This is a genomic window from Azoarcus indigens, assembly GCF_004361735.1.
GTDB classification, from domain to species: Bacteria; Pseudomonadota; Gammaproteobacteria; order Burkholderiales; family Rhodocyclaceae; genus Azoarcus; species Azoarcus indigens.
On record NZ_SNVV01000006.1, the window covers coordinates 87,153 to 106,420 of the forward strand.

General features: G+C 63.1%; 26 protein-coding genes. 2 read left to right on the forward strand and 24 right to left on the reverse strand.

Annotation, left to right across the window (positions count from 1 at the left end; translation table 11 throughout):
* Positions 1-11 precede the first annotated feature (11 nt).
* The 5 genes from C7389_RS08730 to C7389_RS08750 all read right to left on the reverse strand — a co-directional run bounded on the left by C7389_RS08730 (position 12) and on the right by C7389_RS08750 (position 6,035).
* Positions 12-449, reverse strand: a complete 438-nt coding sequence (locus C7389_RS08730; protein WP_133590413.1) for a response regulator — start codon at positions 447-449, stop codon at positions 12-14.
* Entirely contained in the window at positions 446-3,043 is a 2,598-nt protein-coding gene (locus C7389_RS08735) for a PAS domain-containing sensor histidine kinase (protein ID WP_133590414.1), read from the reverse strand. The genes C7389_RS08730 and C7389_RS08735 overlap by 4 nt, the downstream gene beginning before the upstream one ends.
* A 1-nt stretch (position 3,044) precedes the next feature.
* Positions 3,045-4,010 (reverse strand): ABC transporter substrate-binding protein, encoded by a 966-nt coding sequence (locus tag C7389_RS08740; protein ID WP_342773501.1) that lies wholly within the window; start codon positions 4,008-4,010, stop codon positions 3,045-3,047.
* 272 nt (positions 4,011-4,282) lie between these two features.
* Positions 4,283-4,792 (reverse strand): single-stranded DNA-binding protein, encoded by a 510-nt coding sequence (ssb, locus tag C7389_RS08745; protein WP_133590418.1) that lies wholly within the window; start codon positions 4,790-4,792, stop codon positions 4,283-4,285.
* A 58-nt stretch (positions 4,793-4,850) separates the two neighbouring features.
* On the reverse strand, positions 4,851-6,035 hold the full coding sequence (locus C7389_RS08750) for an MFS transporter (protein ID WP_133590420.1): 1,185 nt from the start codon (positions 6,033-6,035) through the stop codon (positions 4,851-4,853).
* A gap of 124 nt (positions 6,036-6,159) precedes the next feature.
* Between C7389_RS08750 and uvrA the strand changes: the two genes are divergently transcribed.
* The gene (gene uvrA, locus C7389_RS08755) at positions 6,160-8,985 is read left to right on the forward strand and encodes an excinuclease ABC subunit UvrA (protein ID WP_133590422.1); all 2,826 of its coding nucleotides are present in this window, start codon (positions 6,160-6,162) and stop codon (positions 8,983-8,985) included.
* A gap of 95 nt (positions 8,986-9,080) precedes the next feature.
* A complete protein-coding gene (locus tag C7389_RS08760) occupies positions 9,081-9,380 on the forward strand; it encodes a hypothetical protein (RefSeq protein ID WP_133590424.1) in 300 nt (99 codons plus the stop codon).
* Positions 9,381-9,383: 3 nt separating this feature from the next.
* On the opposite strand, the gene galE is transcribed toward C7389_RS08760, so the two are convergent.
* The 19 genes from galE to rplN all read right to left on the reverse strand — a co-directional run bounded on the left by galE (position 9,384) and on the right by rplN (position 19,158).
* The gene (gene galE / locus C7389_RS08765) at positions 9,384-10,406 is read right to left on the reverse strand and encodes a UDP-glucose 4-epimerase GalE (RefSeq protein WP_133590426.1); all 1,023 of its coding nucleotides are present in this window, start codon (positions 10,404-10,406) and stop codon (positions 9,384-9,386) included.
* Positions 10,407-10,516: 110 nt separating this feature from the next.
* A complete protein-coding gene (gene rplQ, locus C7389_RS08770; RefSeq protein WP_133590428.1) occupies positions 10,517-10,912 on the reverse strand; it encodes a 50S ribosomal protein L17 in 396 nt (131 codons plus the stop codon).
* Between the two features lie 23 nt (positions 10,913-10,935).
* Positions 10,936-11,916: a DNA-directed RNA polymerase subunit alpha gene (locus tag C7389_RS08775; RefSeq protein ID WP_133590430.1), complete on the reverse strand. Its 981-nt coding sequence runs from the start codon at positions 11,914-11,916 to the stop codon at positions 10,936-10,938.
* Positions 11,917-11,956: 40 nt separating this feature from the next.
* Positions 11,957-12,586: a 30S ribosomal protein S4 gene (rpsD, locus tag C7389_RS08780; RefSeq protein WP_133590432.1), complete on the reverse strand. Its 630-nt coding sequence runs from the start codon at positions 12,584-12,586 to the stop codon at positions 11,957-11,959.
* Positions 12,587-12,600: 14 nt separating this feature from the next.
* A complete protein-coding gene (gene rpsK / locus C7389_RS08785) occupies positions 12,601-12,990 on the reverse strand; it encodes a 30S ribosomal protein S11 (protein WP_133590434.1) in 390 nt (129 codons plus the stop codon).
* A 12-nt stretch (positions 12,991-13,002) separates the two neighbouring features.
* Positions 13,003-13,365 (reverse strand): 30S ribosomal protein S13, encoded by a 363-nt coding sequence (gene rpsM / locus C7389_RS08790; protein WP_133590436.1) that lies wholly within the window; start codon positions 13,363-13,365, stop codon positions 13,003-13,005.
* 53 nt (positions 13,366-13,418) lie between these two features.
* Positions 13,419-13,532 carry a 50S ribosomal protein L36 gene (rpmJ, locus tag C7389_RS08795; protein ID WP_004258276.1) on the reverse strand — a complete coding sequence of 38 codons (114 nt, stop codon included), beginning with the start codon at positions 13,530-13,532 and terminating at the stop codon, positions 13,419-13,421.
* 26 nt (positions 13,533-13,558) lie between these two features.
* Positions 13,559-13,777, reverse strand: coding sequence for a translation initiation factor IF-1 (gene infA / locus C7389_RS08800; protein ID WP_011767119.1), 219 nt, complete (start codon positions 13,775-13,777; stop codon positions 13,559-13,561).
* Positions 13,778-13,780: 3 nt separating this feature from the next.
* Positions 13,781-15,106, reverse strand: coding sequence for a preprotein translocase subunit SecY (secY, locus tag C7389_RS08805; protein WP_133590438.1), 1,326 nt, complete (start codon positions 15,104-15,106; stop codon positions 13,781-13,783).
* A 15-nt stretch (positions 15,107-15,121) separates the two neighbouring features.
* Positions 15,122-15,556, reverse strand: coding sequence for a 50S ribosomal protein L15 (gene rplO / locus C7389_RS08810; RefSeq protein WP_133590440.1), 435 nt, complete (start codon positions 15,554-15,556; stop codon positions 15,122-15,124).
* A 1-nt stretch (position 15,557) separates the two neighbouring features.
* The gene (rpmD, locus tag C7389_RS08815; protein ID WP_133590442.1) at positions 15,558-15,740 is read right to left on the reverse strand and encodes a 50S ribosomal protein L30; all 183 of its coding nucleotides are present in this window, start codon (positions 15,738-15,740) and stop codon (positions 15,558-15,560) included.
* 3 nt (positions 15,741-15,743) lie between these two features.
* Positions 15,744-16,268: a 30S ribosomal protein S5 gene (gene rpsE / locus C7389_RS08820; RefSeq protein WP_133590444.1), complete on the reverse strand. Its 525-nt coding sequence runs from the start codon at positions 16,266-16,268 to the stop codon at positions 15,744-15,746.
* Between the two features lie 12 nt (positions 16,269-16,280).
* On the reverse strand, positions 16,281-16,634 hold the full coding sequence (gene rplR, locus C7389_RS08825; protein WP_133590446.1) for a 50S ribosomal protein L18: 354 nt from the start codon (positions 16,632-16,634) through the stop codon (positions 16,281-16,283).
* 11 nt (positions 16,635-16,645) lie between these two features.
* The gene (rplF, locus tag C7389_RS08830) at positions 16,646-17,179 is read right to left on the reverse strand and encodes a 50S ribosomal protein L6 (RefSeq protein WP_133590448.1); all 534 of its coding nucleotides are present in this window, start codon (positions 17,177-17,179) and stop codon (positions 16,646-16,648) included.
* A gap of 10 nt (positions 17,180-17,189) precedes the next feature.
* A complete protein-coding gene (gene rpsH, locus C7389_RS08835) occupies positions 17,190-17,585 on the reverse strand; it encodes a 30S ribosomal protein S8 (RefSeq protein ID WP_133590450.1) in 396 nt (131 codons plus the stop codon).
* Positions 17,586-17,598: 13 nt separating this feature from the next.
* Positions 17,599-17,904, reverse strand: coding sequence for a 30S ribosomal protein S14 (rpsN, locus tag C7389_RS08840; protein ID WP_133590452.1), 306 nt, complete (start codon positions 17,902-17,904; stop codon positions 17,599-17,601).
* A 7-nt stretch (positions 17,905-17,911) separates the two neighbouring features.
* Positions 17,912-18,451: a 50S ribosomal protein L5 gene (rplE, locus tag C7389_RS08845; RefSeq protein WP_133590454.1), complete on the reverse strand. Its 540-nt coding sequence runs from the start codon at positions 18,449-18,451 to the stop codon at positions 17,912-17,914.
* 9 nt (positions 18,452-18,460) lie between these two features.
* Complete coding sequence (gene rplX / locus C7389_RS08850) at positions 18,461-18,778, reverse strand: 50S ribosomal protein L24 (RefSeq protein WP_133590456.1); 318 nt, start codon at positions 18,776-18,778, stop codon at positions 18,461-18,463.
* An 11-nt stretch (positions 18,779-18,789) separates the two neighbouring features.
* Positions 18,790-19,158 carry a 50S ribosomal protein L14 gene (gene rplN / locus C7389_RS08855; protein ID WP_133590458.1) on the reverse strand — a complete coding sequence of 123 codons (369 nt, stop codon included), beginning with the start codon at positions 19,156-19,158 and terminating at the stop codon, positions 18,790-18,792.
* Positions 19,159-19,268: the final 110 nt, after the last annotated feature.

The following is a 19,268-nucleotide window of genomic DNA, read 5'->3' on the forward strand; positions in this document are numbered from 1 at the left end:
CGGCCGCCGCCTCAAGCCCGGGCGGGCTTGTTGAGCGCGCACCAGTAGAGCTCGATCTGGCTTGCAACCTGGGTGAACTTGTCGAAATCGACCGGTTTCAGGATGTAGGAGTTGGCGCCCAGGGTATAGGCGGTCTCGATGTCGGCGTCCTCGTCCGAGGTCGTGAGCACCACCACCGGCACGCTGCGCGATACCTCTTCGCGTTTGTACTGGCGCAGCACGTCCAGACCATGAACCTTGGGCAGCTTGAGATCCAGCAACACCACCAGCGGCAGCGGCTCGCCGGCGCTCCAGCGCGGCAGGAAATCCAGCGCTTCCTGGCCATCGCGGGCGACCAGCAGCGGGTTCACCAGATGTCGCCGGTTGAAGGCACGGCGGGTGAGGTCCAGGTCGGCCGGATTGTCCTCGACCAGCAGGATAGGGCGAGCGGTGGGCAGCACGTCGCTCATAACGGCAGCTCCAGGTGGAAGGTGGCGCCCTGCCCCACCGCGCCCTCGGCCCACACCCGGCCGCCCATGCGCTGGACGGCCTTGCGCACGATGGCGAGGCCAACCCCGGTGCCGGCGTAGTCCTCCGCCCGCTGCAGACGCTGGAATATCTCGAAAATGCGGTCGTGGAATTTCATGTCGAATCCGATTCCATTGTCCTGGACACGTACATGACAGCGCTCTCCCTCCGCCCGCGCCGAAATACGGACTTCGGGAGAAGCGGCATCCTTTGAGTACTTGAGAGCGTTATCAACGAGATTTCGCAGAACTTGCGCCAGACCGTCGGGGTCCGCCTGCACCCTCAGCTCCGGCACGTCCACTTCGATGCGGGTATGGCCGCTTTCCAGCTCTGCGGCCCGTTCAGCGAGTATGCCACGCACCATGTCGGGCAGGTTTACCTCGGTCCGCTGCAAGGTGCGGCGCTCCATGCGGGAGTATGCGAGCAGGTCGTCGATCAGCCGTGCCATCTGCTTCACGCCGGAGCGGATATGGCGGATGAAAAGTTTTCCCTCCTCGTCCAGTTGGCCGGCGTAATCCTCCATCAGCAGGTGGCTGTAGCCGTCGATGCCACGCAATGGTGCCTTGAGGTCGTGGGACACGGAGTAGGCGAAGGTCTCCAGCTCCTTGTTCAGCACGGCCAACTGCGCAGTACGCTGCTCCACCCGCGCTTCCAGTTCGGCGTTGAGTTCGCGCATCGCTGCATCGGTACGATGGCGTTCGGTGACATCGGTGAGCAGGCCGGTGCGCTCGGCCAACTGGCCGTCGGCATCGCGCTGCAGGCTGCCACGCTCTTCCACCCAGATGTACCTGCCGTCGCCGGTGCGGATGCGGTACTCCCGCAGGAGGCTGTCTCCCTCGGCGCCCGGTTGCTCGACGCGCTCCCTATCGTCCGGATGCACCAGGTCGATGAAGCGGAAATCCTCCGCCGTCAGCTGGCTAGTGCTGTACCCCCAGCGATGGACGTTCTCGGAAACGTAGGCGACCGGCCAGCCGGGTGACAGCCTCCACCGGAACAGCACCGTCGGGCTGGCTTCCACCACGGCGGCCGCGGCTTTCAGCGCCGCTTGGTCGCGGTAGCGATTGGTAAGATCCAGCAAGGCGCCGATGACAGCCGGGCCGCCCTCGTAGTCGATCCGGCTGCCATACACCTCCACCGGGAAAGAACTGCCGTCGCGCCGCATGCCGCGGAACTCGTACTGGACAAAGTCCACCTCGCCGGCGGTCCGGCGTCGCAGTTGCTCGGTCACCCGCGGCAGGTCGTTCGGATGCACCAGGCGGGCAATGGGGAGGTCGATGATCTCCTCCACCTCATAGCCGAACCACTCGGCCAGCCGCGGATTGGCATAGGTCATGCGGCCATCGCGAACGAGGTAGACGCCGACCAGGGTGCGCTCGACCAGCCCGCGGAAACGCGCCTCGCTCGCGGCGATGGCGGCAGCGGCGTCGCGATCCTGCTGCAGGTCGAAGCAACTGCCGATGTAGCCGAGGAAACGGCCGTCCCCGCCGAGGATGGGCTCGGCATGGCTCGCCATCCAGTGGTAATCGCCATTGCGGAAACGCAGGCGGTACTCGGTGGAGAACGGCCGGCGTGCCGACAGCGCAGCGCGGAAAATCTGCCGCCAGCTGGCGAGGTCGTCCGGATGCATCCCCGCCAGCCAGCCTTCACCAAGCTCCTGCGCCAACTCGCGCCCGGTGGAGGACAGCCAGGCCTGGTTGAAGTAATCGAAGGCCCCCGCCGCGTCCGCGCGCCAGATGGGGTTGGGCATGCGGTCCAGCAGGCGGACGTGGTAGTCACGCGAATCCAGCACCTCGCGCATCAGCGAAGACAGCTGGCGCCCGAGCAAACCCAACTCGTCGCTGCCTGACACTGGCCGCGGCAGATTGCCGCCACGCGCCTGGGAGCGGGTGTAAGCCAGCAGTTGCTCGATGCGGTCGGTCAGCAGCACCTTCACCAGCGCGCCGATGCCGAGCGACAACAGCAGGATGGGCAGGAGGACGATCAGGCTTTGCCGCAAGGCCTGCTGGCGGGCCGAGCGCAGCAGCGCGCCGGTATCCATCAGGATCACCGCGTAGCCCGCCTGGGTGGAGCGGATCTGCCCCACCGGCGCCGGCAGCCGCACCGGGAAGACACCCCACAGCCGGTCGCTGCCTCGATCGCCCGCCACCTGACCGGCCAAGGTGCGTCGCGCCGCACTCACCAGCGCCGATGGCGGCGCCGGCAAGCCGACCTCCGCCAGCGTGTGCCCCTCCAGCCCCGGCCTGGTGGCGGCGACAATACGCTCGCCGCTACCGACGAAGGCGGCATAGACCAGGTGCGGCAGGGTCACCCTCTGCGCCACCAGCTGGCGCGCATAGCGGCCCTCTCCCTCGGCCAGTGCCGCCTCCAGGTTGGCCGCCAGGGTGCCGCCGGAATGACGGGCGATCATCTCCACCCGGGTACGCGCATCTTCCGAATAGCTGTTCAGGATGAAGGCAAACTGGCCGGCAGCCACCAGCACGCCGAACACCAGAACGATGCCAAGCAGCAATTGGCGCAGGGGCAGGTAGCTGACCACCTCATACCTCCTCGATCAGGCTGGAATCGAGCAGGCTCTCTCCAGGCACCTGGGCATGCAGCAAGCGGTAGTTGTGCAGCGTGAGCGCCACCTGTCCAAGGACCTCGGCCAGCTCGCCGCTGGCAAAAAGGCGGCGGTTCTCCGCAGGATCCGGCAGGCGCAGGCCCTGCAAGGCGAGGCTGAAGGCTTCCGGCGGCAGGCCGGCTCGCGGTCCCAGCGCCTGCGCGGCGGCTCGCGGGTCTGCCAACAAGCGCTCACGCCCGGCGAAGTGGCCAGCGATCAGACAACGGACATCGGCCCGGCGGCTGGCAAGCTGCAGTTCGCGGACCACGATCACGTTCGCGAGCTCCCCGGCCATCTCCCGGGTAGAGAACAACTCGCGCGCGCCCAGGGCCAGCAAGCGGGAACGCACCGGCTCGGCACTGACCAGCGCATCCACCCGCCGTTCAAGGTAAGCATCTTCATGCCGATCCAGCGGCAACGGCACGAAGACCACTTCATCGAGTCCAATGCCGGCGCGCTCCAGCGCCTTCGCGACCAGGTAGGCACCTCCTGCTTCCGTTTCGACGCCAACGCGGGCACCCCGCAGGGAGCCCAGGCCTTCGGCCGGAGGCCGCGTCAGCAGACCGCTCGCGCCCTCGGAAAAATCTACCACGCAGACCAGCCGCGGCGCCTGATCGTGTGCAGCCAGCAGCAGGGCTTCATCCAGCGTCACCACCGCCGCGTCCAGGCTGCCGTTGCGAAAGGCCGCCAGTACCATGGAAGCATTGGGGAAATCGAGCAGACGGGCACAAGCGGGAGGCAGCAGCGCCTCGGACTCCGCCAGCCTCAGGCTGGCTGTGCCAGGCCAGGGGCAAGCCCCCACCAACAAGGGGGGGCGAGTGAGAGCGCAGCCAGACAGCGCAAGCGGCAGCGTCGCGCTGATCGGCAAGGCAGGCAAGGTGGCGAGAAAACGACGACGCTCCACGCTCCGGCACCACTCCTCGTCACGTGCCGCGAGCGGCTACGGTAGGGAACAGGCCGCAGGCAAGCAGTCCGCGCGCCTGCAGCAACTTGCGTTTCGATTATCGAGTGTAATGCAGACCGACGCCCCAACGCGCTTTCGGCGATGCCAACCGGACAAGGGGTCGCCTGCCAGGGTGCCTGGAGCAGCACGCACTGGCCGGCAAAACGGCAAGCCGAAAAAACAAAGGGCCCTCAGCCATCGGCCGCGGGCCCTTGCATCCGGCAGGAATGGGATCAGAACGGGATGTCGTCGTCGAAATCGCCGAAACCACCGCTGTTGCTGTTGGCGTTGCTGGCCGGCGCGGGGCGGGAGGCCGGTGCCGGCGCGCGGGACTGCTGCGGCGCCGGTGCATCGTAGCCACCACCATAACCGCCACTGTCGCCCCCACGCATCGGGGCGTCGCCACCTTCACGGCGACCCAGCATCTTCATCTCGTCGGCGCGGATCTCGGTGGTATAGCGATCCTGACCGCTCTGGTCCTGCCACTTGCGGGTGCGCAGGCTGCCCTCGATATAAACCTGGCTGCCCTTGCGCAGGTACTGCCCGGCGATCTCGGCCAGCTTGCCGTAGAAGCTGACCCGGTGCCACTCGGTGGCCTCACGGCGCTCGCCACTGGCCTTGTCGCGCCAGCTTTCAGTCGTGGCGAGGCGGATATTGCAGATCGCGTCGCCCGACGGGGCAAAACGGCTTTCCGGATCAGCCCCCAGGTTGCCGACCAGAATCACTTTGTTAACGGAAGCCATCGGTTCTCCTTTGATTTCGAGATGCAGACCGCCCGCGCCGGGCAATCATCAGGTTCTTTCAGCCGCCGCTTGCGGCCGGAACGACGCGCACGGGCGGGGGGTTCATTGTTGCCGCCAGGGCCAGCCACAGCAGCGCGAGCCCGCCACAGGACAGGAAGACGGCCGCCGGTCCCTGGTGTTGCGCCAGCCAGCCGCCCAGCGCACCGCCGAGGAAAAGTCCGGTGGATTGCAGCGTATTGTAGACGCCCAGCGCGGTCCCCTTGGCATCCGCCGGCGCGATGCGCGAGATCCAGGATGGCTGCGTGGCCTCCAACACGTTGAAGGCAATGAAGAACAAGGTCAGCCAGAGGCCCAGCGCATAGACCCCGTGGCCGAAGGCATAGAAACCGAGCTGCACGACCACCAGCAGCGCTACCGCAGTATTGAACACCAGCTTCATGCGGTTGTAGCGCTCGGCGAAAATGATGGCCGGCACCATGAAGACGAAGGACACCAGCACCGCCGGCAGATACACCTTCCAGTGCTCGGCCACCGGCAGGCCGGCGGTGGAGATCAGCGCCGCCGGCACCATGACCCACATCGTGGTCTGAATCAGGTGCAGCACGAAAACGCCGATGTTGAGCCGCATCAATTGCCCGTCGCGCAGCACATCGACGAAGCGGCCTGCATTGGCCCTGGGCACCTGCGGCGCCCCGGGCACCACCCAGCCCAGCACCGCCATCGCACACAGGGCCAGCGCGGCGGTGAGCCAAAACAGGCCGCTCATGCCAACCCAGGCATACAGCAGCGGCGCGCCCACCAGCGAGAGGGCGAATACCAGACCGATGCTGGAACCTATCATCGCCATCACCTTGGTGCGGTGCTGGTCGCGGGTGAGATCGGCGGCCAGCGCGGTAACCGCAGCGGAAATCGCGCCCGCGCCCTGCAGCACCCGGCCGGCGATGATGCCGTAGATACCGTCCGCACAGGCGGCGACCACGCTGCCGACGGCGAACAGCAGCAGGCCGAAGAAGATCACCGGCTTGCGACCGAAGCGGTCTGACGCGGCGCCGTAAGCGATCTGCAGACAGGCCTGGGTCAGGCCGTAGGCGCCGATGGCGAGGCCGACCAGCGTGAGGTTGTCGCCGCCCGGAATGTGCTGCGCGTGGGCGGAAAAGACCGGCAGGATCAGGAACAGGCCGAACATCCGCAGCGCGAAGATCACCGCCAGGCTGATACCGGCCCGGCGTTCAGCGGCCGTCATCGAATCGCGCGCAGAGGAAGACATGCTGGCGGTAGACAAAAGAACGCATTCTAACATTGGCCCACGGCGCCCTTCTCTCTTATAGTCCAACGTTGCCCTCCGCCCTCCTCCCGAGCAGCCGCCCATGGACGAAATCCGCATCCGCGGTGCCCGCACCCACAATCTCAAGAATGTGAACCTGGATCTGCCGCGTAACCGGCTGACCGTGATCACCGGGCTGTCCGGCTCGGGCAAATCCTCGCTGGCCTTCGACACCCTTTACGCCGAGGGGCAGCGGCGCTATGTGGAATCGCTCTCCGCCTACGCCCGCCAGTTCCTGCAGCTGATGGAGAAGCCCGACGTGGATCTCATCGAGGGCCTGTCGCCCGCGATCTCCATCGAGCAGAAGGCCACCAGCCACAACCCGCGCTCCACCGTCGGCACCGTCACCGAGATCCACGACTACCTGCGCCTGCTCTACGCGCGCGCCGGCACGCCCCACTGCCCGGACCACCCGGAGCATGCGCTGGAGGCGCAGAGCGTGTCGCAGATGGTGGACCACGTCCTCGCTCTGCCGGAGGACACCAAGCTGATGATCCTGGCGCCGGTGGTAACCGGCCGCAAAGGCGAGCAGCATGACCTGTTCTCCGAACTACGCGCCCAGGGCTTTGTACGGGCGCGGGTGGATGGCGAGGTCTTCGAGCTGGATGCGATGCCGCCGCTGGAGAAGGGGCGTCGCCACAACGTCGAGGTGGTGATAGACCGCCTCAAGGTCCGCGGCGATCTGCGCAGCCGCCTCGCCGAGTCCTTCGAGACCGCGCTGACACATGCCGATGGCCGGGCCATTGCGCTGGAGATGGACAGCGGCAAGGAGCACCTCTTCTCCACCCGCTTCGCCTGCCCGGTATGCAGCTTCGCGCTGGCCGAACTGGAGCCGCGGCTGTTTTCCTTCAACAACCCGGCCGGCGCCTGTCCGAAGTGCGATGGCCTAGGCCAAGTCGATTTCTTCGACCCGTTGCGGGTCGTGGCACACCCGCAGCTCTCCCTCGCCGCCGGCGCCATCCGCGGCTGGGACAGGCGCAACCAGTTCTACTTCCAGATGCTGGCCAGCCTCGCGGCCCACTACCAGTTCGACGTGGACACGCCCTTCGAAGAACTGCCCGCCGACATCCGCGACACCGTGCTGCACGGCTCCGGCAAGACCAAGGTGGCCTTCCGCTACCTCTCCGACAACGGTCGCATGGTCAGCAAGGAACACCCCTTCGAGGGCATCATTCCCAACCTCGAACGGCGCTACCGCGAGACCGACTCCCTCGCCGTGCGCGAGGAGCTGGCCAAGTACCGCGCCACTCAGCCCTGCCCTGTGTGCCACGGCACCCGGCTGCGCTCCGAAGCCCGGCACGTGCTGATCGGCGACAAGCCGCTGCCCTCGGTGAGCCGGCTGCCGCTGGGCCAGTGCAAGCACTTCTTCGACACCCTGCAGCTGAGTGGTCACCGCGCTCAGGTGGCAGACAAGATCGTCAAGGAAATCTCCGACCGCCTCAGCTTCCTGATCGACGTCGGCCTGGATTACCTCTCGCTGGATCGCTCAGCGGATACGCTCTCCGGCGGAGAAGCGCAGCGCATCCGGCTCGCCAGCCAGATCGGCTCCGGCCTCACCGGCGTGATGTATGTGCTGGACGAGCCTTCCATTGGCCTGCACCAACGCGACAATGACCGCTTGCTCGTCACCCTGGGCCGCCTCCGCGATCTCGGCAACACGGTGATCGTGGTCGAGCACGACGAGGACGCCATCCGCAGCGCCGACTATCTGGTGGACATGGGCCCTGGTGCCGGCGAGCACGGCGGCCGCATCGTCGCGGCCGGCACGCCGGAGGCGGTCATCTCCAACCCGGATTCGCTGACCGGCGCCTACCTCTCCGGCCAGCGCAGCATCGCCGTTCCCGGCGAGCGGCGCACACCGGATCCCGAACGCATGCTGCGTCTCACCGGCGCCCGCGGCAACAACCTCAAGAGCGTTACGCTGAAGCTGCCTGTCGGCCTGCTAACCTGCGTCACCGGGGTCTCCGGCTCCGGCAAGTCCACTCTGATCAACGACACCCTGGCGGCACTCGCCGCTCGCCACCTGAACGGCTCCAGCGTGGAAGCCGCGCCTTACGATCAGGTCGAGGGCCTGGATGCCTTCGACAAGGTCATCAACGTCGACCAATCGCCCATCGGCCGCACGCCCCGCTCCAACCCGGCCACCTACACCGGCCTGCTGACCCCGATACGCGAGCTCTTCGCTGGCGTGCCGGAGGCGCGCGCCCGCGGTTACGGGCCGGGCCGCTTCTCCTTCAACGTCAAGGGCGGCCGCTGCGAAGCCTGTCAGGGCGACGGCATGATCAAGGTAGAGATGCACTTCCTGCCCGATATGTACGTGCCCTGCGACGTCTGCCATGGAAAGCGCTACAACCGCGAAACCCTGGAGATCCGCTACAAGGGCAGGACCATCTACGAAGTGCTGGACATGACGGTGGAACAGGCGCTGGAGTTTTTCCGCCCGGTACCGGCGGTCGCGCGCAAGTTGGAGACCCTCATGGACGTCGGCCTGGGCTACATCCGCCTGGGCCAGAGCGCGACCACCCTGTCCGGCGGCGAGGCGCAGCGGGTCAAACTGGCGCTGGAGTTGTCCAAGCGTGACACCGGGCGCACCCTGTACATCCTGGATGAACCCACCACCGGCCTGCATTTCCAGGACATCGAACTTCTGCTCCAGGTCCTCCACCGCCTGCGCGACCACGGCAACACCATCGTCGTCATCGAGCACAACCTGGACGTGATCAAGACCGCGGACTGGCTGATCGACCTAGGCCCGGAGGGCGGCGCCGGCGGCGGCTGCATCCTCTGCGAGGGACCGCCAGAAGCCGTTGCCGCTAGTCCCGGCAGCCATACAGGTCGCTACCTTGCCCCCCTGCTTGCTCGCCGCTGATACGTCGGGGAGCGCCGCCCCTCCGTCGGCACTTGCAGCCGGGCCAGGAGAGGACGACCATCGAACTCGTCCAAAAGAAATAGGCGGCAGCGGCAATGGCGGAACTACAGATTGACCATCGGGCGCGCTTCCTGCAGCGCATCGAGCGGCGAGCCAAGTTCCTGAAGACCCTGCTGGCGAGCAATCTCGGCGTGTTTCTGCCCTCGGAAGAAAAACAGCGCCGCCAGACCATAGAGCAGGTTGTTCGCATGACCGCCCGCCACAGCGAACTTCCCCATCTAGGCCAAGACACTCTCGCCGAGGCCTACACTATCTTGTTGAACCATCTGGAAGAAATGCAGCGGGTACTGCCCCACGATGTGCAGTACCGCAACCGCATCAAACGCAACTGGTAAGCGTCAGGACTTCGGATAGCCCTCGGGGTTGGCGCTCTGCCACCGCCAGGAGTCCGCGCACATCTCGGTCAGTCCCCGTTGGGCCCGCCAGCCCAGCACCTTGGCGGCAAAAGCCGGATCCGCCCAGCACTCAGCCACATCACCCGCGCGCCGATCTACGATGCGGTAAGGCACCTGCCGGCCGGAAGCCGAACTGAAAGCCTCGACTACCTCGAGCACACTATAACCACGGCCCGTCCCCAGGTTCAGCGTCGTTACAGTGGACAGATCCTTCATCCGCTGCAGTGCGGCCACATGCCCCTGGGCAAGGTCCACAACGTGGATGTAATCCCGCACGCCGGTGCCATCGGGCGTAGGGTAATCGCCACCGAACACGTGCAGTTCCTTCAGACGACCGACCGCCACCTGGCTGACGTAGGGCATGAGATTGTTTGGCAGACCGTTGGGGTCCTCGCCGATCTGCCCGCTCTCATGCGCCCCTACCGGATTGAAGTAGCGCAGCAGCACGATTTTCCATTCGGGGTCGGCAACTCCGACATCGCGCAGAATCTCCTCACTCATCAGCTTCGTGCGCCCGTAGGGATTGGTCGCCGACGTGGGAAAGTCCTCTTTGATCGGAACACTCGCCGGATCGCCGTAAACCGTCGCCGACGAACTGAATACCAGGCGCTTCACGCCGAATTCGCCCATCACCCGGGTCAGTGCCAGCACCCCGCCCAAATTGTTCTCGTAATAGGCCAATGGCAGCCGAACCGACTCTCCGACCGCCTTCTTGGCTGCGAAGTGGATCACTGCGTCGATAGCCGCTTCCGCAAAGATCCCGCGCAAGGCCTGTTCATCCCTAACGTCGCAGATATGTACCGCAGCAAACTGCTTGTCGGCGAGCGCAGCCACCCGCTCCAGAGCCACCGGGCTGCTGTTTGACAGGTCATCCAGCGCCACAACCTCAAAACCTGCCTGGAGCAACTCCAGACACGTGTGGGATCCGATGTAGCCCGCCGCACCGGTTACCAATATCCGCGCCATCGATTTCTCCTGAACTGAATTACGCTGCATCTGGAAAAAATTCGTTGCAGAAATAAAAAAAGGCCGGGAGTCCCCGACCTTTCTTCATTCAAGCGGTTTGCTTACGCCAATCACGCAGCAGCGGCTGCCTGATCAACCGCCTCGCCTTCCGGACGATCCAGCAGTTCGACCAGCGCCATCGGCGCATTGTCGCCGTCGCGGAAACCGAACTTTAGGATGCGCAGGTAGCCACCGTTGCGGCTAGCGTAGCGCGGGCCCAGCTCGTCGAACAGCTTGACGACCATGTCGCGGTCGCGCAGACGGTTGAAAGCCAGACGGCGATTGGACAGGCTGGGCTTTTTACCCAGAGTGATCATCGGCTCTACCACGCGCCGCAGTTCCTTGGCCTTGGGCAGAGTGGTCTTGATGACTTCGTGGCGCAGAAGCGCGTTGGCCATGTTCCGGAACATCGCCTGACGGTGGCTGCTGGTCCGGTTAAGCTTGCGAAGACCGTTGCGGTGACGCATTTCTTTTCCTCACTTCCCGCCGGTCAACCGAGCTTCTCGAGCCCGGCCGGCGGCCAGTTTTCCAGTTTCATGCCAAGGGTGAGGCCGCGGGAGGCCAGCACTTCCTTGATCTCGTTCAGCGACTTCCGACCCAGATTGGGGGTCTTCAGCAGCTCGGTTTCCGTGCGCTGAATGAGATCGCCGATGTAGTAGATGTTCTCGGCCTTCAGGCAATTCGCCGAACGAACAGTCAGTTCCAGATCATCAACCGGGCGCAGCAGCACCGGGTCAATGGACTGTTGCTTGGGCGGCTCCACCGAGGCCGGAGTACCTTCCAGATCGGCGAACACGGAAAGTTGGTCCATCAACACGCGAGCGGCGTAACGGATGGCTTCTTCAGGATCCACCGCACCGTTGGTCTCGATGTCGATCACCAGACGGTCCAGATCAGTACGTTGCTCCACACGGGCGCTTTCAACCAGGTAGCTCACCCGGCGCACCGGGCTGAACGAAGCGTCCAGCATGATGCGACCGATGGTCTTGCTCTCGCCGCTGACGGGGCGAGCATTGCCGGGGACATAACCCCGGCCTTCCTCGACCTTGATCTGCAGATCAAGCTTGCCGCCCGGCGCCAAGTGCGCAATGACGTGCTCCGGATTGATGATTTCGACATCGTGCCCGATCTCGATATCCCCCGCCTTGACGACGCCTTCGCCCGACTTGGCCAGACGCAGCACCGTTTCGCTGCGGTTATGCAGCTTGAGCACCACGCCCTTGAGATTCAACAGCAGGTCGACGATGTCTTCGCGCATGCCGTCGAGCGTGGAGTACTCGTGCAGCACACCTTCGATCGACACTTCCGTCGCCGCATGACCCGGCAGCGAGGAAAGGAGGATGCGCCGCAGCGCATTCCCCAGGGTATGTCCGAAGCCACGCTCGAACGGCTCCATCGTCACCCGTGCCTGCACAGGAGAAATGCTCTGGACGTCGATGATGCGCGGTTTCAGCAGTGCATTGCTTTGCATCAGCAGTTCCTCGGTACTAGGACAGACTTAGCACGCCCGATTAACGGGAGTACAGTTCCACGACCAGGCCTTCATTGATGGTCGCAGGCAGTTCCGCACGCTGCGGATAGGCCTTGAACACACCCTTGGCCGCCTTCGCATCAACTTCAATCCACTCGGGGAACCCACGGGACTCGGCAGCCTCGAGAGCGGCCTTGACTCGCAGATGCGCCTTGGCGCGATCGGACAGTTCGATGATGTCGCCTGGACGTACGGTGTAGGACGGGATGTTTACCCGCTTGCCGTTCACCAGCACACCGTTGTGACGCACGACTTGGCGAGCTTCTGCTCTGGAGGCACCGAAACCCATGCGATAAGCCACCGAATCCAGGCGACCTTCCAGCAATTGCAGGAGGTTCTCACCGGTCTGACCGCGACGGCGATCGGCTTCGGCGTAGACCTTGCGGAACTGAGCTTCCAGCACGCCATAGAGACGGCGGATCTTCTGCTTCTCACGCAGTTGCACGCCGTAGCCAGACAGACGCTGGCCCGAGCGCTGGCCATGCTGGCCAGGAGCATACGCGCGACGCTCAACGGAACACTTGTCGGTGAAACACTTCTCACCCTTCAGGAACAGCTTTTCGCCCTCGCGACGGCACTGACGGCACTTGGGATCGAGATTACGAGCCACGTTTCAACTCCTTGTCAGATACGGCGCTTCTTCGGCGGACGGCAGCCGTTGTGCGGGATCGGCGTGATGTCCGTGATGCTGGAGATCTTCATCCCCAGCGCATTCAGCGCACGCACTGCGGATTCGCGGCCGGGACCAGGCCCCTTGATCCGCACTTCCAGATTCTTGACGCCGCACTCCTGCGCGGCCTTGCCAGCAGCCTCGGCCGCGACCTGAGCCGCAAACGGGGTGCTCTTGCGCGAGCCCTTGAAGCCAGCACCACCGGAAGTCGCCCAGGACAGCGCATTGCCCTGACGATCGGTAATGGTGATGATGGTGTTGTTGAAGCTAGCGTGAACGTGCGCGATACCTTCCGCGACGTTCTTCTTGACCTTCTTCCGGACCTTCGTTGCACTCTTAGCCATTATTCGTCCCTATCACTTCTTGCCGGCGATTGCCTTGCGCGGGCCCTTACGGGTGCGCGCATTGGTCTGGGTGCGCTGACCGCGCACCGGCAGGCCGCGACGATGACGAACACCACGGTAGCAACCGAGGTCCATCAAACGCTTGATGTTCATGGTGACTTCACGACGCAGGTCGCCTTCAACCACAAAGCGGCCAACCTCGTCACGCAGCTTTTCCATGTCGGACTCGGTCAGATCCTTGATCTTGGCCGACCGAACCACGCCAGCTGCGTCGCAGATTTTCTGAGCACGCGTACGGCCGATCCCATAGATGGCGGTCAGCGCAATCTCGGCATGCTTGTGGTTGGGAATGTTTACCCCAGCAATACGGGCCATCCGTTTACCCCAAAACGCGAAACATTAAATTTTAATACCGAGGATTGACTAGATCAACCCTGGCGTTGCTTATGACGGGGATCGGTGCAGATGACACGCACGACACCCTTACGGCGAATGATCTTGCAGTTGCGGCAGAGCCGCTTGACTGACGCTTGAACTCGCATGTTCTTGCTCCTGTATCTCTACTTATTCACTTGGTCCGGAACACGATCCGGCCCTTGGTCAGGTCATAAGGCGTGAGCTGCACCGTCACCTTGTCTCCCGGGAGAATGCGGATGTAGTGCATCCGCATCTTTCCAGAGATGTGCCCCAGCACCATGTGACCGTTTTCGAGCTTTACCCTGAACGTTGCGTTGGGAAGATTTTCCGTGACCTCCCCTTGCATCTCGATGACGTCTTCCTTGGCCATGGGTTACCTGATCGGGAGTCCCGCACCTTTGAAATTAGCCTTCTTCAACAGACTCTCGTACTGGTGCGACATCACGTAAGCCTGCACCTGCGACATGAAGTCCATTGTCACCACCACGATGATCAGCAGCGATGTCCCACCGAAGTAGAACGGCACGTTCCACTTGAGGATCAGGAACTCCGGCAACAGGCACACCAGCGTGATATAGACCGCACCAGCCAGCGTCAGCCGCATCAGAATCTTGTCGATGTACCGAGCGGTCTGATCACCCGGCCGGATGCCAGGGACGAACGCACCACTCTTCTTCAGGTTGTCCGCCGTCTCACGGGCGTTGAAAACCAGCGCCGTGTAGAAAAAGCAGAAGAAGACGATTGCCAGCGCGTACAGCATCACGTAGATAGGCTGCCCCGGAGACAGAGTGGAAGCGATGTCCCGCAACCAGTACATGCCTTCCGAAGAGCCAAACCACTGCCCCAGCGTTGCCGGGAACAGAATGATGCTCGAAGCGAAGATGGGCGGAATCACTCCCGACATATTCAGCTTCAACGGCAGATGAGAACTTTGTCCACCGTAGATCTTGTTCCCCACCTGGCGCTTCGCATAGTTCACCAGGATTTTCCGCTGACCGCGCTCAACGAACACAACGAAACCCGTCACCAGAACTACCAGCACGCAGATGAACAGCGCAGTGAAGGGATGCATCGCACCCGTTCTCACCAGCTCGAACAAACCACCGATCGCATTCGGCAGGCCTGCAGCAATGCCCGCGAAAATGATGATGGAAATCCCGTTCCCCACGCCGCGCTCAGTGATCTGCTCACCCAGCCACATGAGGAACATAGTGCCGGTAACCAGCGTCGCCACGGTCACAAAACGGAACAGCAAGCCCGGATCCAGCACCAAGCCGGGCTGGCCCTCGAGCGCGATAGCGATCCCGAGCGACTGAGCCAAAGCCAGCACCAAGGTGCCGTAGCGAGTGTACTGCGTTATCTTCCGACGTCCCGCCTCGCCCTCCTTCTTCAGCGCCTCCAACTGCGGAACAGCCACCGTCATCAGCTGCATGATGATCGACGCAGAAATGTAGGGCATGATCCCGAGGGCGAAAATGGTAAAGCGCGAAAGCGCACCACCCGAGAACAGGTTGAATACACCGAGAATGCCGCCGGCCTGAGACTGGAAGAGTTCGGCCAATCGCTCGGGATCGATGCCGGGGACCGGAATGTGCGCGCCGATGCGATAAACAATCAGCGCGCCCACGAGGAACAGCAGGCGACGCTTGAGGTCGCCGAACCGCCCGGTATTTCCCAGCGTGGCTGCAGGATTCGCCACAATCGTTACCCTTGCTTACTCGGCGAAAGAGCCGCCGGCCGCCTCGATGGCGGCACGCGCTCCTCGGGTTGCCCCGACGCCGCGCAGCACCACCTTCTTCGCAATCTCGCCGGACAGCACTACCTTGGCGGAGAGCGCGTCGGCAGGAATCACGCCAGCCTGCTTCAACACCAGCAGATCGACTTCTTCAACCGGGAGCTTGGCCAGTTCGGACAGACGCACTTCGACGTTACGGTCACGCGTCAACGAAACGAAACCCCGCTTCGGCAGGCGGCGCTGCAAAGGCATCTGACCGCCTTCGAAGCCAACCTTGTGGAAACCGCCAGCGCGGGATTTCTGACCCTTGTGGCCGCGACCGCAGGTCTTGCCCAGACCGCTGCCCATGCCGCGACCGACACGGCGACGGGCCGACTTGGAGCCGGCACCGGGTTTGATGGTATTCAGGCGCATCTCAGCCCTCGCACTTAACCAGGTAGGACACCTTGTTGATCATGCCCCGGACGGCCGGGGTATCGATCAGCTCCACCGTGTGGTTGAGCCGACGCAGACCCAGACCGCGCACGGTAGCGCGGTGGGACTGCTTGGTGCCGATCACGCTCTTGACCAGCGTGACCTTGATCTTCTTGTCGGACATGGCTTACCCCAGGATCTCTTCGACTGTCTTGCCGCGCTTGGCAGCAATCTCAGCCGGAGTGTTGATCGCCAGCAGGCCGTTGATGGTGGCACGCACGACGTTGTACGGATTGGTCGAGCCAATGCACTTGCAGATGATGTCGGTGACACCCATCACTTCGAACACTGCGCGCATCGGACCACCAGCGATGATGCCGGTACCGCCAGGCGCCGGCTGCATCAGCACCGAAGCGGCGCCATGCTTGCCGATAACCGTGTGCTGCAGCGTGCCGTTCTTCAACGCCACCTTGGTCATCTTGCGACGAGCTTCGTCCATCGCCTTTTGCACGGCGACCGGCACTTCGCGGGACTTGCCCTTGCCCATGCCGATTCCGCCGTCACCGTCGCCCACTACGGTCAGTGCCGCGAAGCCGAGGATACGACCGCCCTTCACCACCTTGGTGACGCGGTTGATCGCAACCATCTTCTCGCGAAGACCGTCATCGCGCTCCTCGGAGGCCTGCGCGCGTTTGGTTTGCTGCTTAGCCATACGAATCCTCGCTTAGAACTTCAGACCGCCTTCGCGGGCAGCCTCAGCCAGCGCCTTCACGCGGCCGTGATACAGGAAGCCCGAGCGGTCGAACGCGACCGTCTCGATCCCGGCAGCCTTGGCGCGCTCGGCAATCAATTTGCCGACCACTTCGGCCGCTTGCTTGTTGCCACCGTTGGCGACCTGCGCACGGACGGCAGGCTCCACGGTCGACGCGGCAGCCAGGACGCGGGAACCGCAACCGGAAATCACCTGCGCGTAGATGTGGCTGTTGGAACGGAACACGGCGAGGCGTACCGCCTTGAGCTCCGCGAGCTTGGCGCGGGTTTTGCGCGCACGGCGAAGACGAGTTTCTTTCTTGTTCATGACGAACCGCCTTACTTCTTCTTGGTTTCCTTGAGCACCACCACCTCATCCGAATAACGGACGCCCTTGCCCTTGTAGGGTTCGGGAGAGCGGTAGGCCCGCACCTCGGCCGCGACCTGACCGACCTGCTGCTTGTCGATACCCTTGATCACGACTTCGGTCTGGGAGGGCGTCTCAACCTTCACGCCGGCGGGCATCTGATGCACCACCGGATGGGAGAAACCCAGCGAAAGATTCAGCTTGTCACCTTGAGCCTGGGCACGGTAACCAACGCCAACCAGCGTGAGCTTGCGCTCAAAACCCTTGGTCACGCCGTTCACCATGTTATTCACCAAGGCACGAACGGTACCGGACATCGCACGGGCGTTATCCGCGCCGTCCTTTGCCTTGCAAACGATGGCCTCACCATCCTTCTCCACGCTAACAGCAGGATGAATGGACTGGCGCAGCGTACCCAGCGGCCCTTTGATCGCGATCTCAGCGGCGGAGATGGTGACTTCAACGCCCTTCGGGATCGCGACCGGATTCTTCGCTACACGAGACATTGCGCTCCCCTTAGGCGACCAGGCAGATGACTTCGCCACCAACCCGGCTAGCGCGGGCGGCACGATCGGTCATCACGCCCTTGGGCGTGGAAACAATGGCAACGCCCAGGCCGTTCATGACGCGCGGCAGATCGTTGCTCCCCTTGTACACTCGCAGACCAGGGCGGCTGACGCGCTCGATGCGCTCAATCACAGGCCGGCCGGCGTAGTACTTCAGCGCGACATCGAGCGCAGCCTTGCCGCTCTCTTCCCGCACCGAAAAGTCATCGATGTAACCCTCATCCTTCAGCACCTTGGCGATCGCCACCTTGAGCTTCGAGGAGGGCATGCTCACGCTCACCTTCTGGGCCTGTTGCCCGTTGCGGATGCGCGTCAGCATGTCGGCGATCGGATCGGACATACTCATCTTTGAATTCTCCTTACCAGCTCGCCTTGGTCATGCCAGGAACTTCGCCGCGGAAAGCAATTTCACGCAGCTTGTTACGGCACAGACCGAACTTGCGGAACACCCCACGCGGACGGCCGGTCAGGCTGCACCGGTTGCGCTGACGAGACGGACTGGCGTTGCGCGGGAGCTGCTGCAGCGCCAGGCGCGCAGACATGCGTTCTTCGTCGGACAGTTTCGTGTCCTTGATCTGAGCGATCAGCGCAGCACGCTTGGCGGCAAACTTCTCAACCAGCTTGCGACGCTTCTCTTCACGATTGATCAGAGCGAGTTTCGCCATGTCAGCCTCAATTCTTGAACGGGAACTTGAAAGCGCCGAGCAGGGCACGGGCTTCCTGGTCATTCTTCGCGGTCGTGGTGATGCTGATGTTCATCCCGCGCAGCGCATCGATCTTGTCGTACTCGATTTCCGGGAAGATGATCTGCTCTTTAACGCCCAGGTTGTAGTTGCCACGGCCGTCGAAGCCCTTCGCAGCAATACCGCGGAAGTCACGCACTCGCGGCAGAGCGATGGTAATCAGACGATCCAGAAACTCGAACATCTGGGGACCGCGCAGGGTCACCATGCAACCAATCGGGTAGCCTTCACGGATCTTGAAGCCCGCGATGGACTTACGCGCCTTCGTCGACACCGGCTTCTGACCAGCAATCTTGGTCATGTCGCCGATCGCGTTCTCCAGCACCTTCTTGTCACCAACCGCCTCACCCACACCCATGTTCAGAGTGATCTTGGTGATGCGCGGCACTTCCATGACGGACTTGTAGCCGAACTGCTTTTGCAGATCGGGAACCACAGAATCCTTGTAGAACTGTTGCAAGCGAGCCATCGTTACTCCTTAGGCATCAACCAGCTCGCCGTTCGACTTGAAGACGCGGACCTTGCGGCCATCCTCAAGCACCTTCACCCCGACGCGATCGCCCTTCTGGGACGCCGGATTGAACAGCGCGACATTGGAAATATGGATAGGCATGTCCTTCTCGACGATGCCACCGACTTCGCCCTTGAGCGGATTCGGACGAACGTGCTTCTTGACGCGATTCACGCCCTCGACCACGACATGCTCGTCATCCACGCGGCGCAGCACCGTACCGCGGCGACCGCGATCTTTGCCAGCCAGCACAATGACTTCGTCACCCTTGCGGATCTTGTTCATCTACCGACTCCTCAGAGCACTTCAGGCGCCAGCGAGACGATCTTCATGAACCGCTCGGAGCGCAGCTCACGAGTAACCGGCCCGAAGATACGGGTACCGATCGGCTCGAGCTTGTTGTTCAGGAGAACCGCGGCGTTGTTGTCGAACTTCACCAGCGAACCATCGGGGCGACGCACACCCTTGGCGGTACGAACAACGACGGCGTTATAAACGTCGCCCTTCTTCACACGACCACGCGGCGCGGCATCCTTGATGGTGACCTTGATGATGTCGCCAATGCCGGCATAACGGCGCTTGGAACCACCGAGCACCTTGATGCACATAACCGAACGCGCACCGGTGTTATCGGCGACATCCAGCCTGGACTGCATTTGAATCATGAATTTATCTCCAACTTATCCCGCACCGCGGTCAGTCTTGGAACCCGTCAGGGTGGAATGCCCCGAGCGAGCACCGGAGCAAAGATTTAAAAGTATAACAGCTTGACGCC

Bases quoted from the DNA above. Each gene is read 5' to 3' on its own strand.
- rpsN (WP_133590452.1), bottom strand. From the start codon at position 17,904: ATGGCGAAACTCGCTCTGATCAATCGTGAAGAGAAGCGTCGCAAGCTG.
- rplE (WP_133590454.1), bottom strand. From the start codon at position 18,451: ATGGCTCGCTTGCAACAGTTCTACAAGGATTCTGTGGTTCCCGATCTG.
- rpsH (WP_133590450.1), bottom strand. From the start codon at position 17,585: ATGAGTATGTCCGATCCGATCGCCGACATGCTGACGCGCATCCGCAAC.
- C7389_RS08760 (WP_133590424.1), top strand. From the start codon at position 9,081: ATGGCGGAACTACAGATTGACCATCGGGCGCGCTTCCTGCAGCGCATC.
- uvrA (WP_133590422.1), top strand. From the start codon at position 6,160: ATGGACGAAATCCGCATCCGCGGTGCCCGCACCCACAATCTCAAGAAT.
- rplR (WP_133590446.1), bottom strand. From the start codon at position 16,634: ATGAACAAGAAAGAAACTCGTCTTCGCCGTGCGCGCAAAACCCGCGCC.
- infA (WP_011767119.1), bottom strand. From the start codon at position 13,777: ATGGCCAAGGAAGACGTCATCGAGATGCAAGGGGAGGTCACGGAAAAT.
- rplO (WP_133590440.1), bottom strand. From the start codon at position 15,556: ATGCGCCTGAATACCATCAAACCCGGTGCCGGCTCCAAGTCGGCCCGT.
- rpmD (WP_133590442.1), bottom strand. From the start codon at position 15,740: ATGTCCGACAAGAAGATCAAGGTCACGCTGGTCAAGAGCGTGATCGGC.
- rplF (WP_133590448.1), bottom strand. From the start codon at position 17,179: ATGTCTCGTGTAGCGAAGAATCCGGTCGCGATCCCGAAGGGCGTTGAA.
- rpsK (WP_133590434.1), bottom strand. From the start codon at position 12,990: ATGGCTAAGAGTGCAACGAAGGTCCGGAAGAAGGTCAAGAAGAACGTC.
- galE (WP_133590426.1), bottom strand. From the start codon at position 10,406: ATGGCGCGGATATTGGTAACCGGTGCGGCGGGCTACATCGGATCCCAC.
- C7389_RS08730 (WP_133590413.1), bottom strand. From the start codon at position 449: ATGAGCGACGTGCTGCCCACCGCTCGCCCTATCCTGCTGGTCGAGGAC.
- rpmJ (WP_004258276.1), bottom strand. From the start codon at position 13,532: ATGCGAGTTCAAGCGTCAGTCAAGCGGCTCTGCCGCAACTGCAAGATC.
- rpsE (WP_133590444.1), bottom strand. From the start codon at position 16,268: ATGGCTAAGCAGCAAACCAAACGCGCGCAGGCCTCCGAGGAGCGCGAT.
- C7389_RS08775 (WP_133590430.1), bottom strand. From the start codon at position 11,916: ATGCAAAGCAATGCACTGCTGAAACCGCGCATCATCGACGTCCAGAGC.
- rplN (WP_133590458.1), bottom strand. From the start codon at position 19,158: ATGATTCAAATGCAGTCCAGGCTGGATGTCGCCGATAACACCGGTGCG.
- rplQ (WP_133590428.1), bottom strand. From the start codon at position 10,912: ATGCGTCACCGCAACGGTCTTCGCAAGCTTAACCGGACCAGCAGCCAC.
- rplX (WP_133590456.1), bottom strand. From the start codon at position 18,778: ATGAACAAGATCCGCAAGGGTGACGAAGTCATTGTGCTGGCTGGCAAA.
- rpsM (WP_133590436.1), bottom strand. From the start codon at position 13,365: ATGGCCCGTATTGCTGGGGTAAACATTCCCAACCACAAGCATGCCGAG.
- ssb (WP_133590418.1), bottom strand. From the start codon at position 4,792: ATGGCTTCCGTTAACAAAGTGATTCTGGTCGGCAACCTGGGGGCTGAT.
- C7389_RS08750 (WP_133590420.1), bottom strand. From the start codon at position 6,035: ATGACGGCCGCTGAACGCCGGGCCGGTATCAGCCTGGCGGTGATCTTC.